This is a genomic window from Geobacter sp. 60473 (genome assembly GCF_036323535.1).
GTDB classification, from domain to species: Bacteria; Desulfobacterota; Desulfuromonadia; order Geobacterales; family Geobacteraceae; genus Geobacter; species Geobacter sulfurreducens.
In genome coordinates this window covers 2,249,453-2,263,553 of sequence record NZ_AP028967.1, presented here as the reverse complement: position 1 = coordinate 2,263,553, position 14,101 = coordinate 2,249,453, and the positions used below count along the sequence as shown (strand labels likewise).

The 14,101-nt window shown below is 64.6% G+C and carries 12 protein-coding genes; 6 read left to right on the top strand and 6 right to left on the bottom strand.

Annotation, left to right across the window (positions count from 1 at the left end; genetic code table 11):
* Positions 1 to 97 precede the first annotated feature (97 nt).
* The 3 genes from AABA48_RS10205 to AABA48_RS10195 are packed head-to-tail and all read left to right on the top strand — an operon-like array spanning position 98 to position 2,549.
* Entirely contained in the window at positions 98 to 652 is a 555-nt protein-coding gene (locus AABA48_RS10205; protein ID WP_286350360.1) for a chromate transporter, read from the top strand.
* Positions 652 to 1,176, top strand: coding sequence for a chromate transporter (locus tag AABA48_RS10200; RefSeq protein ID WP_286350359.1), 525 nt, complete (start codon positions 652 to 654; stop codon positions 1,174 to 1,176). The genes AABA48_RS10205 and AABA48_RS10200 overlap by 1 nt, the downstream gene beginning before the upstream one ends.
* 47 nt (positions 1,177 to 1,223) lie before the next feature.
* The gene (locus AABA48_RS10195) at positions 1,224 to 2,549 is read left to right on the top strand and encodes a radical SAM protein (RefSeq protein WP_286350358.1); all 1,326 of its coding nucleotides are present in this window, start codon (positions 1,224 to 1,226) and stop codon (positions 2,547 to 2,549) included.
* On the opposite strand, the gene AABA48_RS10190 is transcribed toward AABA48_RS10195, so the two are convergent.
* The 4 genes from AABA48_RS10190 to ligA all read right to left on the bottom strand — a co-directional run bounded on the left by AABA48_RS10190 (position 2,546) and on the right by ligA (position 5,738).
* Positions 2,546 to 3,160 carry an AAA family ATPase gene (locus AABA48_RS10190; RefSeq protein WP_286350357.1) on the bottom strand — a complete coding sequence of 205 codons (615 nt, stop codon included), beginning with the start codon at positions 3,158 to 3,160 and terminating at the stop codon, positions 2,546 to 2,548. The two genes, AABA48_RS10195 and AABA48_RS10190, sit on opposite strands and share 4 nt — an antisense overlap.
* Positions 3,135 to 3,344, bottom strand: coding sequence for a hypothetical protein (locus tag AABA48_RS10185; protein WP_286350356.1), 210 nt, complete (start codon positions 3,342 to 3,344; stop codon positions 3,135 to 3,137). The genes AABA48_RS10190 and AABA48_RS10185 overlap by 26 nt, the downstream gene beginning before the upstream one ends.
* Positions 3,345 to 3,449: 105 nt before the next feature.
* Complete coding sequence (locus AABA48_RS10180; protein ID WP_039646083.1) at positions 3,450 to 3,725, bottom strand: acylphosphatase; 276 nt, start codon at positions 3,723 to 3,725, stop codon at positions 3,450 to 3,452.
* On the bottom strand, positions 3,726 to 5,738 hold the full coding sequence (ligA, locus tag AABA48_RS10175; protein WP_338270160.1) for an NAD-dependent DNA ligase LigA: 2,013 nt from the start codon (positions 5,736 to 5,738) through the stop codon (positions 3,726 to 3,728). It lies immediately after the preceding gene.
* A 220-nt stretch (positions 5,739 to 5,958) separates the two neighbouring features.
* On the opposite strand from ligA, the gene AABA48_RS10170 reads away from it, so the two are divergent.
* Positions 5,959 to 8,271: a S8 family serine peptidase gene (locus AABA48_RS10170; protein WP_338271292.1), complete on the top strand. Its 2,313-nt coding sequence runs from the start codon at positions 5,959 to 5,961 to the stop codon at positions 8,269 to 8,271.
* Between the two features lie 174 nt (positions 8,272 to 8,445).
* Positions 8,446 to 10,488 carry an ATP-dependent helicase gene (locus AABA48_RS10165; protein WP_010941556.1) on the top strand — a complete coding sequence of 681 codons (2,043 nt, stop codon included), beginning with the start codon at positions 8,446 to 8,448 and terminating at the stop codon, positions 10,486 to 10,488.
* Between the two features lie 40 nt (positions 10,489 to 10,528).
* On the opposite strand, the gene AABA48_RS10160 is transcribed toward AABA48_RS10165, so the two are convergent.
* Complete coding sequence (locus AABA48_RS10160) at positions 10,529 to 11,071, bottom strand: peroxiredoxin (RefSeq protein WP_331838622.1); 543 nt, start codon at positions 11,069 to 11,071, stop codon at positions 10,529 to 10,531.
* Between the two features lie 296 nt (positions 11,072 to 11,367).
* On the opposite strand from AABA48_RS10160, the gene AABA48_RS10155 reads away from it, so the two are divergent.
* Positions 11,368 to 11,883: a peptidylprolyl isomerase gene (locus AABA48_RS10155; protein WP_010941558.1), complete on the top strand. Its 516-nt coding sequence runs from the start codon at positions 11,368 to 11,370 to the stop codon at positions 11,881 to 11,883.
* Positions 11,884 to 11,941: 58 nt separating this feature from the next.
* On the opposite strand, the gene AABA48_RS10150 is transcribed toward AABA48_RS10155, so the two are convergent.
* Positions 11,942 to 13,999: a diguanylate cyclase gene (locus AABA48_RS10150; RefSeq protein ID WP_338270156.1), complete on the bottom strand. Its 2,058-nt coding sequence runs from the start codon at positions 13,997 to 13,999 to the stop codon at positions 11,942 to 11,944.
* Between the last annotated feature and the right edge of the window lie 102 nt (positions 14,000 to 14,101).

Below are 14,101 nucleotides of genomic sequence, written 5' to 3'. Positions count from 1 at the left end.
AGTATAATTTTACCATTGAAACGGATGCAAGCGTGTATACCGCATCATTTCCTTTCCCCTTGCCCGCAGCGGCGCAGGGCTGCTATAACTGCCGGTCATGGAAACGGTGACGGGGCGGGTATCGCTGGCAGAGATCTTCAGGACGTTTCTTCTGGTGGGTATCACCGGCTTCGGCGGGGGCATGGCGGTGGTGGCGCTGGTGGAGCGGGTCTGCGTGCACGAGAAGCGGTGGGTGAGCCACGAGAAGTTCATGCACGGGCTCGCATTCGGCCAGTTCCTGGGCCCCTTTTCCCTCAACTCCTGCACTTTCGTCGGATGCACCCTGCGGGGCCGTCTCGGTGGAGCCGCGGCTGCGGTGGGGTTCATCCTTCCGTCGTTCCTTCTGGTTTCGTTCCTGTCGTTCCTTTACTTCCGCTACAACCAGCTTCCCGAGCTCCAGGCGGCCCTGCGGGGGACCAACCCGGTCATCATCGGCCTGATCCTGGTGGCGGCCCTGGGCATGGCCCGCAAGATCAAGGGGGCGGAGCGGTGGGTCATCGCGGCCCTCGCCTTTGCCCTGGCCTCGTTCCTCAAGGTGAACGGCCTGGCGGTCCTTGTGCTGGCGGCCCTCTGGTCCCTGGGCCGGTCCTATCTCCACCGGGAGCACCGCTGATGGCGCCGCTGGTCACCATCGCCTGGACCTTCCTCAAGATCGGCCTGGTTTTCGTGGGGGGAGGGTACGTCCTGATCCCGCTGCTGCACCGGATCATGGTGGACCAGTACCGCTGGCTGACCCTGAAGGAGTTCCTGGACGGGATGGCCCTCTCCCAGCTCACGCCGGGGCCCCTGGCGATCCTGGCCACCTTCGCCGGTTACCGGGCCGGGGGCTTTGCCGGCGCCCTGGTGGGAACCGTGTTCATTTTCCTGCCGTGCACCATGCTGATGATTTTCCTCACCCGGCGCTACGAACGGCTGCGGAACATCCGCCTGATCCGCGAGGTGCTGGACGGGGTGGTGCCCGCCGTGGTGGGACTGGTGGCGGCCGCCGCCTGGAATCTGGGGAGCACCTCCATCGTCACCCTCCGCGATGTGCTGCTCATGGCGACGGGGTTCGGCATCCTCCAGTTCACCCGGGTTAGTCCCATGTTCGTGATCCTCGGCGCCGGGGCCCTGGGGTATTTCCTGCATTTTTCGTGATGCCGCCGCCGTTGGCAACGCCCATCGGCCTGTGGTAAGGTAACCCCATGAAACGCAAAACCCTCCCCAAACTCCTCTACGCCGACGCCAAAGGAAACATCTTCGACCATCCCCATCTCTGCATGGCCGGCATGAGCGGCCCCGAGACGGTGCTCCCCGAATCGGTGGAGCTGATTCCGCTGCCCGAGGGGAGCCGGCTCTTCACCATTCCCGACACCCCGCCCGTTGCCTGGGACGAGCAGCAGCGGAAGTTCGTGGCCGTGGCCTCGGTGCGGGAGGGTCGGCGCCCGATGCCGGTGCAGGCGGTGTCGGCCTTCATGGCGCCCGGGTACGTGCGGCTGCTGCTGCCGGCGTGCGATTATTCGCGCAAGAAGGTGCACCTGCCCCTCTGGTCGTACACGGCGGTTGGCTGGGACGAGGAGCGGGACTGCTTCGTGGTGGCGGCGAGCCGGGTGGACACCAACCAGAACTGGAACCCCTGCAACTACGACGACCGGAAGCTGGACCCACTGGTGCGGCAGCGGTTGGCGGAAATGCCCCGCAACCGGCTCCTGGAGCAGTTGGCCCGCTGCGCGGTGGATTACCACTGCTTTGCGGCCAAGAACCTCTTTTTCCGCCGCTGGGAGGCGCCGCTTCCCACCTCGCCGGCATGCAACTCGCGCTGCCTCGGGTGCATCAGCCTCCAGCCCTCGGACTGCTGCCCGGCCAACCACGAGCGGATCGGCTTCGTCCCCACGCCGGAGGAGATCGTGGAGCTGGCCCTGCCGCACCTGCTGGAGGCGCCGGAGCCCATCGTCTCCTACGGCCAGGGGTGCGAGGGTGACCCGATCATGCAGGCGGACACCGTGGCCGAGGCCACGCGGCGGCTGAAGGCGGCCACCTGCCGGGGGACGGTGAACTTCAACTCAAACGGCTCTTTCCCTGACCGGATCGCCATGCTCTGCGACGCGGGCATGGACTCCATGCGCTTTTCCATGAACTCGGTGCGGGAGGAGGTCTACGACCGGTACTACCGACCGGTGGGATACCGCTTCGCCGACGTGAAGGAGTCGGTGCGGCTGGCGGGGGAGCGGGGGCTGTTCACCATGATCAACTACCTGGTGTCGCCGGGGGTGTCGGACAGCGCCGACGAGGTGGAGGCCCTGCTCCGCTTCATTGGCGAGACCGGGGTGAAGATGATCCAGATGCGGAACCTGTCCATTGACCCGGATTTCTACAACAAGCGGATGGGCGCCACGGGGCGGGGCATCGGCATGTACCGGATGCTGGAGCGGGTGAAGCGGGAGTTTCCCCACATCCAGTACGGCTACTACAACCGGACCAGGGAGAACTTCTTTCCGGCGGGGTACGAGAAGGGGTGGCCGATCCGCTAGGCGGGCAGTCCTTCCACGACCAACTGGGCCCACTCGTGCAGCGCCAGATCCCGGTAGGTCTTGAAAACCCGCCCATCTCTCATGCGGAAGAGCTTTTTGGGTTCGCGGTCGTCGATCGAGTTGTCGTACACATATGCCCGGTCAACCATGGAGATCGCCAGGGCGCTGTTGGCAATGGAGCGTTGGTAGCGGGAAATGATCTTGGCGATGGGGACATCGTGACCGCCTGCCATGACCCGCCTGGCGACGCGGGCAGCATTGATGGCGGGGCTGTCGGTGCCGATGAAAAAGAAGCGGATGAAGAAGTCGGCCTCTTTCGCCCGCCTGATAAAATCCAGTTTTTCCGGGACGGAAAAAACCGTTTCCAGGAGCATGCTCCTTTTTCCCCTCAAGCACTCCTCTCTGAGTTCCTGAGCCCTGGCCGCAGCTTTCATTACAGCCTCGGGAGAGTTCCAGTCACCGAATTCATTCTTGGCGATCTCATCGGGGTTGATGAAGATGCAGCCCTCCGACCAGTCGTGTCTGAGGACCTGGCTCGTGAACGTTGTCTTGCCCGAACCGTTCGGCCCGGCAATGACGATCAGCTTATGCCTGAGAGCGCTTTTCGCCATGGGCCTGGAACGCCTCGCGGGCCGACTCAATCTCGCGCCGCAGGTTGTCTCGAAGCAGCTGCTTCAGCTCGATGGTCTGGGCCTTGGTCTGCTCGGCGACAGCCCTCATGATTTCATTCAATTCCTTCTCGGAAATCTCCTTGGTCTGCTCGCAGGATTCCTTTTGTTTTTCAGCATGTTTCATGATTGCCTCCACAATCGGTACACGTCCAATCTAGCGGAACCGCTCCATGGGGTCAATTCAATAAAGCGGGAACGGGCCTGCCGTCAGACAGGCCGGTCGCCTCCCTCAGTACCTGACGTCGAACCCGTCGAACTCGCCCCGGTAGTGCTCGCGCTCCAGGATGACCCGGTCAACCCGGGCGCGGGAAGGACCGTGGTGGCACCAGGTCACCAGGGCGTCGACGGCCTCTTCTTCCCCCTCGAAGCAGCCCTGGACATCGCCGCCGGCAAGGTTTTTCACCCAGCCGGACACGCCGAGCCGCTGGGCCTGCTGTACCGTGTGGTGCCGGAAGGCCACCCCCTGCACCAGCCCCTTGATGGTTACGATGGCGCGGATCTTCATCTATCCCTCCTCCAGCATTGCCAGGAATTCATCCTCGGTCAGCACCCTGACCCCCAGTTGGCGGGCCTTGTCCAGCTTGCTGCCGGCCTCGGCGCCGGCAACCACGTAGTCGGTCTTTTTCGAGACGGAGCCGGCCGCGTGGCCCCCCTCCTTCTCCACCATCTTCTGGGCCTCAGGGCGGCTGAAGCGGGTGAGCGCCCCGGTGAAGACGAAGGTCTTGCCGGTGAAGCGGCCCCCCACCTTTTTCTCCTCCACCGTGGGCCGGACCCCGACCTCGATCATCCGCCGGACGGTCTCCCGGTTCCCCTCGTTGCGGAAAAAGGTGATGATGCTGCGGGCCACCTGGGGGCCCACCTCGCGGATGGAGAGGAGTTCCTCCTCGGTGGCCCGCTCCAGGTTCTCGATGCTGCCGAAGGCGCCGGCCAGGAGTTTTGCCGTGCGTTCCCCCACGTGGCGGATGCCCAGGGCGAAGATGAAGCGGGAGAGCTCCCGTTGCTTGCTGGCCTCGATGGCGTTCAGGAGGTTTTCGGCCAGCTTGTCCCCCATGCGTTCGAACTGCATGAACCGGTCTCTGGTGAGGGTGTAGAGGTCGGCCACGTTCTTCACCAGGCCCAGCCGCAGGAGTTGCTCGATGTATTTTTCGCCCAGCCCCTCCATGTCCATGGCATCGCGGGAGGCGAAGTGGATGATGGATTCGCGGATCTGGGCCGGGCACGAGAGCCCCATGCAGCGGACCGCCACCTCGCCGGGGATCTTCACCACCTCGGAGCCGCATTCAGGGCAGGCGGCCGGGATGGGGAGGGGGCGTTCGCTGCCAGAACGCTTTTCGGCCAGGACCTTGACCACGGCCGGGATCACGTCGCCGGCCCGCTCGATCACCACGGTGTCGCCGATGCGGATGTCCTTGCGCTCCATCTCCTCCCAGTTGTGGAGGGTGGCGCGGGAGACGGTGACGCCGGAAACCTCCACGGGCCTGAGGTGCGCCGTGGGGGTGATCACCCCGGTGCGCCCCACCGAGGGAACGATGTCCTCCACCAGGGTCACCGCCTGCCGGGGCGGGAACTTGACGGCCACGGCCCAGCGGGGGGAGCGGCTCTTTTCGCCCAGCTCCCGCTGGAGGGCAAAGGAATCCACCTTGACCACCACGCCGTCGATCTCGTAGGGGAGGGAGTCGCGGCGTTCGGTCATCTCCCGGTAGTAGGCGAGGATCTCCGCCACTCCCTTCACCGGCCGGATCAGCGGGTTGACCGGCAGGTCCCATTCGCCGATCCGGTCGAGAAATTCGGTCTGTGCCGCGAAGGAGGCGCCCCGGACCTCGCCCGGCGCGTAGCAGAAGATGGCCAGGGGCCGCCGGGCCGTGATCCGGGAGTCCAACTGGCGGATGGAGCCGGCCGCGGCGTTGCGGGGGTTGGCAAAGGGGGGCTCGCCCTCCTCCTCCCGCTGGGCGTTCAGACGCTGGAACGGGGCCAGGGGAAGGTAAACCTCGCCTCGCACCTCCAGCAATTCCGGCGGCTGCTCGCACCGGAGCCTGAGGGGGATGTCCCTGACGGTCTTCAGGTTGTGGGTGACGTTCTCCCCCACCACGCCGTCGCCCCGGGTGGAGCCGACGGTGAGGACGCCGCGTTCGTAGACCAGTTCCACGGCAAGCCCGTCCATCTTGGGTTCACAGACGTAATCGATTTCCACGTCGCCGTGGAGCCCCAGGAAGCGTTTGACCCGGTCGTCGAAGTCGGCGATCTCGGCGTCCGTGAAGGCGTTTTCCAGGGAGAGCATGGGGATGCGGTGGGTAACCTGCTCGAACTTGTCCAGGGGCGCGCCGCCCACCCGTTGCGTCGGGGAGTCGGGGGCGTCCAGGTCGGGGAACCGCGTTTCCAGGTCCACCAGTTCGCGGAAGAGGAGATCGTATTCGGCGTCGGTGATCTCGGGGCGATCTTCCACGTAGTAGAGGCGGTTGTGGCGCTCCAGTTCGGTGCGGAGGGCTGCGATGCGGTCCGCTGCGGTCTGCTTGTCCATGGGGGCTCCGTGGCGTGGGGATAGAGGAGCTTATAGCACAGCGGCCGCCGGATGGCAATTTGCGCTCCCGGCCGGGACGGGGCATTAGGGTCTCGCGGTTTCAGTCAGGTATCTGTTATAGTGGGGGCTCGGGGCGCAGAACAGGGACCGGCGAGCAGCATTCCTCCGGCTGCGGGAAGGGGATGCCGTGAAGCATGGAGTATGGGAGCGTGTGGGCGTGATGTGCCGGTTTCTGCCGGTCCTGCTGGCAATGGCGACGGCGCCGGCATGGGCCGCGCCGGCTGCGGGGTCGAAGGTGCCCGCCGAGGTGGGGGCTGCCCTGGCGCGGGGCGAGTCCCGGGAATTGATCGTCCTGCTGGATGACGGCCCGGTGGAGGCCGAACTGGCGGGCATCCGGGCGCAATCCGCGTCGCCGGCCGACGAGCGGGAGGCGGTTCGCCGACGGCTCGCGCTGAAGTCGGCGCGGTACGGCGAGATGAAGGGGCGCCTCGCCGCCGACCTGGCTGGAGAGCGAATGGAGGTGGTCAGGGAGTACAGCCACCTGCCGCTCTTCTTCGCGCGGGTGGGATCGGCCAGGGCCCTTGAGCGGCTGGCAGGCCGCGCCGAGGTGAAGGGGGTCTTTCCCAACGAGGCCAGGAAGCTCCAGCTGACCGAGAGCCTTCCCCTCATCGGGCAGCCCCCGGCTGCGGCTGCCGGTTTCAGGGGCATCGGCACGTCGGTGGCGGTCTTCGATACGGGGGTCGACTACACCCGCCCGGCCTTCGGCTCCTGCACCGCGCCGGGCACGCCGGCCGGGTGCAAGGTCATAGTCTCCTTCGATACGGCGCCCGACGATATCATGCGTGACGACGCCACGCTCCACGGAACCAATGTGGCAGCCATCGTGCTGGGGGTGGCCCCTGATACCCGCATCATCGCCATCGACGTCTTCACCCAGAATCTCGCCTATGATGCGGACATCATCGAGGCCGCCAACTGGGTGATTGCCAACCGCTACACGTACAACATCGTGGCGATCAACTTGAGCCTGGGGGGCGGCTCATTCAGTTCCCCCTGTACCAATACCCCTTACAATACTCTGGTGAATCAGGTGAGATCGGCGGGAATCACCCCCGTGGCGGCCTCGGGGAACGACGGAAATACAAGCGCCATTGTGGCGCCGGCATGCATCCCGGGCGTCATCTCGGTGGGCGCGGTCCACGACTCCTTCTACGGGACGTTCCATGGTACGACCTGTACGGAATCCGCCGCACCAGACAAGGTGGCCTGCTTCTCCAACAGCGCATATTTTCTTACCCTGCTGGCCCCGGGAGCCATCATCACCGCGGCCGGGGAAACCATGGCCGGCACCTCCCAGGCGACTCCCCACGTGGCGGGGGCCGTGGCAGTGCTCCGGTCGGCCTTCCCGGCGGAATCCCTCGATGCGATTCAGGCGCGCCTCACCTCCACCGGCAAGCCGGTGACCGATTCCCGGAACGGGGTGACGACGCCGCGCATCAATGTTGCCGCGGCCATCGGCCCGCCCGCCAACGACCTCTTTTCCGCCGCCCAGGCCCTGCCCGCCACTGCCGGCCAGATCACCGGCGTCAACCTGAACGCTACCCGTGAGACAGGTGAGCCCGTCCACGCGGGGGTGGCCGGGGGCGCCTCGGTCTGGTGGACCTGGCAGGGCCAGGCCAACGGGACCCTGTCCCTGGATACCCACGGCAGTTCCTTCGACACCCTGCTGGCGGTCTACACCGGCGAGAGCGCGGGCAGCCTGGCGCCGGTGGCTGCCAACGACAACGACGGCAGTGCCGGCGGCGCCAGCGGGCTCACCTTCGCGGCCCGGGCAGGGCAGGTATACCGGATTGCCGTGGACGGCCGGAACAGAGTCACGGGGCGCATTGTCCTGAACCGGAACTTTACCCCGTCGGCCACAGCAGATATTGCCGTCGCCGCCTCGGGAGCACCGTCGACGAGCTTCGTGGGGGAACTGGTAACCTACACGGTGAGTGTCATCAACTACGGCCCGGAGACGGCAACCGAGGTGACGGTGACCGACCCGATCCCTGCGGGGGCCACCTTTGTTTCCGCTTCCCCGGGGTGCGCCCTGTCAGGCAGCACCGTTACGTGCAACGTCGGAACCCTGGCAGTCGGGGGGAGCATCTCCTACGCCATCGTGCTTAGCCCCACGCTGGCGGGCACCCTGAGCAACACCTTCCAGGCGGCCGGTTTCACCAATGATCCCGCTCCGGGCAACAACGCCTCGGCTGTCTATACGCCGGTGGCTGCATTTGTGTATCCGGTGCTGGTGGACAATGTGCAGTATCCAATGCTTCAGAACGGCTTCGACATTGTCCGGGAGGGGGGCGTGGTCATGGCCACGGCGAGCCTGTTCACGGAACAGCTGCTGCTGAGCCGCGCCGTCCGGTTCACCCTGCAGGGAGGCTATGACACCTTCTTCACCTCCGCCACCGGCTACACCACCCTGCAGGGGAGCCTGACCCTTGCCAAAGGGGCAGTGACCGTTGACCGGTTGATCGTCCGCTGATCTGGTGCGGCAGCGTGCGGGGCTCCCGCGCCCTCCCCCGGGGGGCGAACCGGTACAGCAATTTGCCCTGGCACGAATATCGCTGTCTTGATTTCCCAGCCCCTGTTCTGCTATCACTGATGCGGCCGGGCATGAACGCCCGGCTCTTTTCGTTTCGCATCCCGAGGCACGCACATGCTTGATCTTTCCACCCTCAACCCTCCCCAGCGGGAGGCGGTCGACTGTACCGAAGGCCCGCTCCTGGTCCTTGCCGGGGCCGGCTCGGGCAAGACCCGGGTCATCACCTGCCGGATCGGTCACCTGGTCCTCCACAGGAAGGTTGCGCCCGAGAGCATCCTGGCCGTCACCTTTACCAACAAGGCAGCGGGAGAGATGAAGGAGCGGGTGCGCGAGCTGGTGGGCCGCGGCCGCACCAAGGGGATGATCGTCTCCACCTTCCACTCCCTGGGGGTGCGCATCCTGCGGCGCGATATCGAACGGCTGGGCTACAAGAGGAACTTCGGCATCTACACCACGTCTGACCAGCTGGGGCTGGTGCGCCAGGCCCTGCGCGAGGTGAGCGACGACGGCCGCAAGGTGGACACCGAAGGGATCCTCTGGCGCATCTCCGGCTGGAAGAACCGTCTGATTCCCCCCGACCGGGTGCAGCCCCGCCTGAACGACCCGGACGAGCTTCTGGCCGCCACGATCTACCCCCGCTACCAGCGGCTGCTCATGGCCTGCAATGCCATCGACTTCGACGACATCATCATGCTGACCGTGCGGCTCCTCCAGGAGCAGCCGGAGGTCCTGGACCACTGGCAGGAGCGGTTCCGCTACATCATGGTGGACGAGTACCAGGACACCAACGCCTCCCAGTACCTGTTCGTGTCGCTGCTGGCGAAGAAGTACCGCAACCTGTGCGTGGTGGGGGACGACGACCAGTCCATCTACGGCTGGCGCGGCGCCGACGTGGGGAACATCCTCGCCTTCGAGAAGGACTACCCCGGCTGCCGGGTGGTGAAGCTGGAGCAGAACTACCGCTCCACCGGCACCATCCTGGAGGCGGCCAATCACGTGATCAGGAACAACAGCGTGCGCACGGAGAAGCGCCTCTGGACCGACGCGGGCGAGGGCCGGCCCATCGACCTGGTCATCGCCCAGGACGACGAGGAGGAGGCCAGCCAGGTGGTGGAACGGCTCCAGATGGAGCGCTACCGGCACAATCTCTCCTTCGGCGATTTCGCCATCCTCTACCGGACCAACTCCCAGAGCCGGGCCTTCGAGGAGCAGCTCCGCTTCGAGGACATCCCCTACGTGCTGGTGGGGGGAATGCAGTTCTACGAGCGCAAGGAGGTGAAGGACGCCCTCTCGTACCTGAAGGTGATCGACAACCCCCGGGACGAGCAGTCGCTCCTGCGGATCGTCAACTTTCCACGCCGGGGGATCGGCGACGGCACGGTCCTGAAGATCAACCAGTGGTCCCTGGAGCACGACTGCCCCCTTCTGGAGGCCTTCGGCCGGGTGGAGGAGATCGAGGGGGTCACGGGGGCGGTGCGGGAGAAAGTGCTGGCCTTCCACCGGCTGGTGGAGGAGTCGGTGCGCGATTTCCGCCATGCCGGCAATCTGGCGGCACGGGTGAAGGGGCTGTTCGACCGGCTCGGGCTGGAGGAGGAGCTCTACCGGACCATCGAGGACCCGGCCACGGCCCGGCGCAAGGTGGAGAACGTGGCCGAGGTCATCAACTCCCTGGCCGCGTTCGAGGAACGGATACCCGGCGCCACCCTGTCGGGCTTTCTGGAAAAGGTCTCCCTCATGGACGAGGATCGCTTCGCCGGCAAGGACAAGAAGGAGCACGGCAAGGACGCGGTTACCCTCATGTCGCTCCACTCCAGCAAGGGGCTGGAGTTTCCCTTTGTGTTCCTGGTGGGATTCGAGGAGGAGATCCTGCCCCACAAGAGGACGGTGGAGGAGGGGATGCCCATCGACGAGGAGCGGCGTCTCTGCTACGTGGGGATAACGAGGGCCCGCCGGCACCTGACCATCACCCGGTGCCTGAACCGGAAGAAGTACGGCAAGCTTCAGGAGCGACAGCCGAGCCGGTTCCTGGAGGAGATCCCCGGACGTCTCCTGCAGGTCCACGAAGGGAGCGTAAAAAAGGCCTCCACCGAAGAAGAGGCGGAGGCCCTGGCCCAGGATTTCTTTGCCCGGATGCGGTCGATGCTCCAGCAGGAGTGAACCTGTGTTCAGCGGTTGAACACGGCCGGTTCCCGGGCGGTTACTTTTTGATGGTCTTCTCGCCCGGCTTCCAGCCCAGGGGGCAGAGTTCGCCGGTCTGGAGCGCCTCCAGGACCCGGATGGTCTCCTCCACGCTCCTGCCCACCGACGGGGTCTGGACCACCTGGTACTGGAGGACGCCATTGGGGTCGATGATGAAGAGCCCGCGCAGCGCGACTCCTTCCTTTTCGTCCAGGATACCGTAGCGGATGGTGGCTTCCTTCTTGTTGTCGGCCAGCAGCGGGAACTTGAGGTCGCCCAGGTCGCCCCGGTTGATCCAGGCCAGGTGCGAGAACTTGCTGTCCACTGAGGCGCCGAGCACGACAGCGTTCAGTTCGGTGAAACGGTCCACGGCGGCGTTGAAGCCCCTGATCTCGGTGGGGCAGACAAAGGTGAAGTCGCCCGGGTAGAAGAAGAGAACCACCCACTTGCCCCGGTAGTCGGCCAGATTGACCCGCTTGAACTCCTTGTTGACCACCGCCTCAAGCGAGAACGCCGGGGCCGGCTCACCCACCATGGCCCGTTCCGGCTCGCTCCGGACCATACCCTTGTGGTGCTGCACCATGAGCTCCGTGGCGCGGGTCATCCCGTCGACCTTGTCGGAGGCTGCCATGGCGGTGCTTGCGGCGAGCAGCAGGGTAAGCGTCAGCATGATGGGACCGGTTGATTTCATTTATTGCCTCCTGGCGCGAATAAGTACGGCTTCGAATTGAAATACATCTACCCTTATACTTGATTTGACAGACGATGCAAGCCGAGAAAAGGGTGTTCGCCGTCCGTCTTTTGTGATACACCTTGAGCCTCACAGTGTCATCTGATGATTACAGAAAGGAGCATGCCATGAGCGAAGAGCAGAACCCCCGGGTCATGCTTGAGACCTCCCAGGGGAACATCACCATCGAACTGTTCAGGGACAAGGCGCCGATTTCCGCCCGCAATTTCCTCTCTTACGTGAAGGACGGCTACTATGACGGTCTCATCTTCCACCGGGTCATCAAGGGATTCATGGTCCAGGGGGGCGGGATGGACGAAAACATGCAACCCCGGAAGACCAAGTTCGCCATCAAGAACGAGGCGACCAACGGCCTCTCCAACAAGCGGGGGACTCTGGCCATGGCCCGGACCGCGGTGGTCGACAGCGCCACGTCCCAGTTCTTCATCAACCTGGTGGACAACGCGTTTCTCGATAACCGGGGCAAGACTCCCGATCTTTTCGGCTATGCCGTGTTCGGACAGGTCGTGGAGGGGATGGAGGTAGTGGACGCCATTGCCGGGGTTAAGACCGGCAACAGGGCGGGCCACTCGGATGTGCCCGTGGAGAACGTGTTTATCACCAGGGCTTCGGTGATCGAATAAGGTTCAGCTGCGTAATGAGGTCGCATAAAAAAGGCCGCCCGATCGGGGCGGCCTTTTTTCATGGCAGGTTGAGCGCCGTTTTGAAGCGGGAGATCTGCTCGTGGTCGTCAACTGAATTCCCTGCGATGATTACCCGGTTTCGCCCGTCGGACTTGGCCCGGTAGAGGGCCACGTCGGCCGCCTTGACGAGTGACGCCTCGGTGCTGCCGTCCTCGGGGAACGAGGCGATGCCGATGCTGGCGGTGAGCCGGCCCAAGGGAAGATTATCCTCGTGAGGGAAATCCTCTCCTTCGATCTCGCGCCGGATCCGTTCGGCCACGAAGATGGACTCCTTCTTGGATGTTCCCGGCAGGATGATGCAGAACTCTTCGCCGCCGAAGCGGGTGACCACGTCCATCTGTCGGGCGGTTTCGCTGAGGATCTTGGCCGTTCTCTTGAGCGCCCGGTCGCCGGCCAGGTGGCCGCAGAGGTCATTGTAGATCTTGAAGTGGTCCAGATCGATGAGCATCACGGTCAGGTTCAGGTTGTGACGGATGCTGCGGGCCAGCTCTTCCTCCATGCGCCGCTTGAGGAAGCGGCGGTTGTAGAGGCCGGTCAGATGGTCGGTGATGGAGAGCTGCTCCAGGATGTCGGCCCGCTCGATGGAGAGGGCGCGTTCGATCATGATGGAGGCGTGATCCGTGAAGGTGATCAATATTTTGAGGTCGGCGTCGGTGAAGATCCCCTGGTTCTTTTTGTCCGAGAGGTTGAGCACGCCGATGGTGTCTTCCCGGAGTTTTATGGGAATGCTCACGAACGACTTGGTCTTGAAGCGGGGGCGGTTGGGGGTGCCGACCCGGCGGTCCTTCTCGATGTCGTTCACCAACAGCGGGTTGCCGCTGGCGGCCACCTTGCCGGCAATGCCGGTCCCCACCTGGACCACCATGCTCTGGGCCAGGTGAAGATTCATGCCGAGGGCCGATTCGATCTTGAGCTGGGAGCCGCTTTCGTCGATGAACATGAGCGAGCCGCAGGTGGCGTCCACCAGGTCGGCGGCCATGCCGAGGATCTGCTCGTTGAGCTGATCCTTGCTCTCGGTCCGCGACAGGGCGCTGAACATGGTGAGGAGCTCCCGGGCCTGGGCGATCTCGGAGGTGTATTTATCCTTTTCCCGCATCCGCGCGAGCTGTGTCGCCGCCTTGCCGGTCACCAGGGAGACCAGCAGCTCTTCCCGGGGCGGGATGCTGGCATCGAAGAGGACTAGAATTCCGTGGACGGCCTGGCCAGAGGCGAGGCGGAGGCAAGTGGCCTGGCTCACCTCCAGGTCCGGGAAGATCGAGCGGCATTCATCTTCCTGCAGAACGACGCTGCCCGCCCGGTCCCTGGGGAACATGCCCAGAGCCTTGGGTCCGGAAATCGTGCCGAGATCCCGCTGCAGTCCCCAGATCCCCTTGACGGTGTAGGGCGAGGTGGGGCCGTTCTGGGGGATGAGCACGGCGATCTTGGAGATGTCGAAGAGGACGCCGAGGGTCTCGCTGATGAGGGTCATGAGATCGCAGACGGATTCCGCCGTGTCGATGCCGGTGGAGATGCCGGAGATGGCGGTGAGCCGCTGCATGGTCTTCTCGAATATCTGGCTGTGGAGGTTGCGGGCCAGCAGGGAGGGGACCAGTTCCTGCACCTTGCGCGCCACCTCCTCGACTTCTTCGACGGTGGCGACCGGCAGTTCCTCGATCTCGGCCAGCAGGGCGAAGGCGTCCATGCCGTCGGCGGCGGCAAGCGATTCCATGCGGGCGAGGTCAATGCTCTTGTCGCGGACTCCGCCGCCGATCAGGCAGGTGAAGGGGATGTCGCCGGCCCGGAGAGGGACGGCGAAGTTGAGGAGGCCGACGCTGCACTGGAACACCACCGGGCGGTTGCCGGCGACCGCGCGTCCGACCGCGTCTTCCAAGGCCAGCATGCAGGAATGCGTGCAGAAGTGATACTGGTGCGGCGAGCCGCAGACCGTGAACCTGGACTTGTAGCGCGGCATCCCTCCGTCCTGATCGCAGCAGAAAGTCAGGTGGTAGGGCGCGAGGAACTGGTGTGACTTGAGGGCCTCAAGCAGTTCCACCGGCTGAATTGTCGTCAGGTTCACATGGGGCACGGTTGTTTCCTCGGGAATATCAAGGGCGCTACGCGGGTGATCTCTATCTCATCCCCGGGCGTAGAGCGCTTTCCCCCTCATGGAAACGGTCCT

What these genes read in the sequence shown, in the direction of transcription:
- AABA48_RS10205 (WP_286350360.1), top strand. Translation starts at nt 98, where the DNA reads ATGGAAACGGTGACGGGGCGGGTATCGCTGGCAGAGATCTTCAGGACG.
- AABA48_RS10155 (WP_010941558.1), top strand. Translation starts at nt 11,368, where the DNA reads ATGAGCGAAGAGCAGAACCCCCGGGTCATGCTTGAGACCTCCCAGGGG.
- AABA48_RS10185 (WP_286350356.1), bottom strand. Translation starts at nt 3,344, where the DNA reads ATGAAACATGCTGAAAAACAAAAGGAATCCTGCGAGCAGACCAAGGAG.
- AABA48_RS10165 (WP_010941556.1), top strand. Translation starts at nt 8,446, where the DNA reads ATGCTTGATCTTTCCACCCTCAACCCTCCCCAGCGGGAGGCGGTCGAC.
- AABA48_RS10195 (WP_286350358.1), top strand. Translation starts at nt 1,224, where the DNA reads ATGAAACGCAAAACCCTCCCCAAACTCCTCTACGCCGACGCCAAAGGA.
- AABA48_RS10200 (WP_286350359.1), top strand. Translation starts at nt 652, where the DNA reads ATGGCGCCGCTGGTCACCATCGCCTGGACCTTCCTCAAGATCGGCCTG.
- AABA48_RS10180 (WP_039646083.1), bottom strand. Translation starts at nt 3,725, where the DNA reads ATGAAGATCCGCGCCATCGTAACCATCAAGGGGCTGGTGCAGGGGGTG.
- AABA48_RS10190 (WP_286350357.1), bottom strand. Translation starts at nt 3,160, where the DNA reads ATGGCGAAAAGCGCTCTCAGGCATAAGCTGATCGTCATTGCCGGGCCG.
- AABA48_RS10160 (WP_331838622.1), bottom strand. Translation starts at nt 11,071, where the DNA reads ATGGTCCGGAGCGAGCCGGAACGGGCCATGGTGGGTGAGCCGGCCCCG.
- AABA48_RS10170 (WP_338271292.1), top strand. Translation starts at nt 5,959, where the DNA reads ATGTGCCGGTTTCTGCCGGTCCTGCTGGCAATGGCGACGGCGCCGGCA.
- ligA (WP_338270160.1), bottom strand. Translation starts at nt 5,738, where the DNA reads ATGGACAAGCAGACCGCAGCGGACCGCATCGCAGCCCTCCGCACCGAA.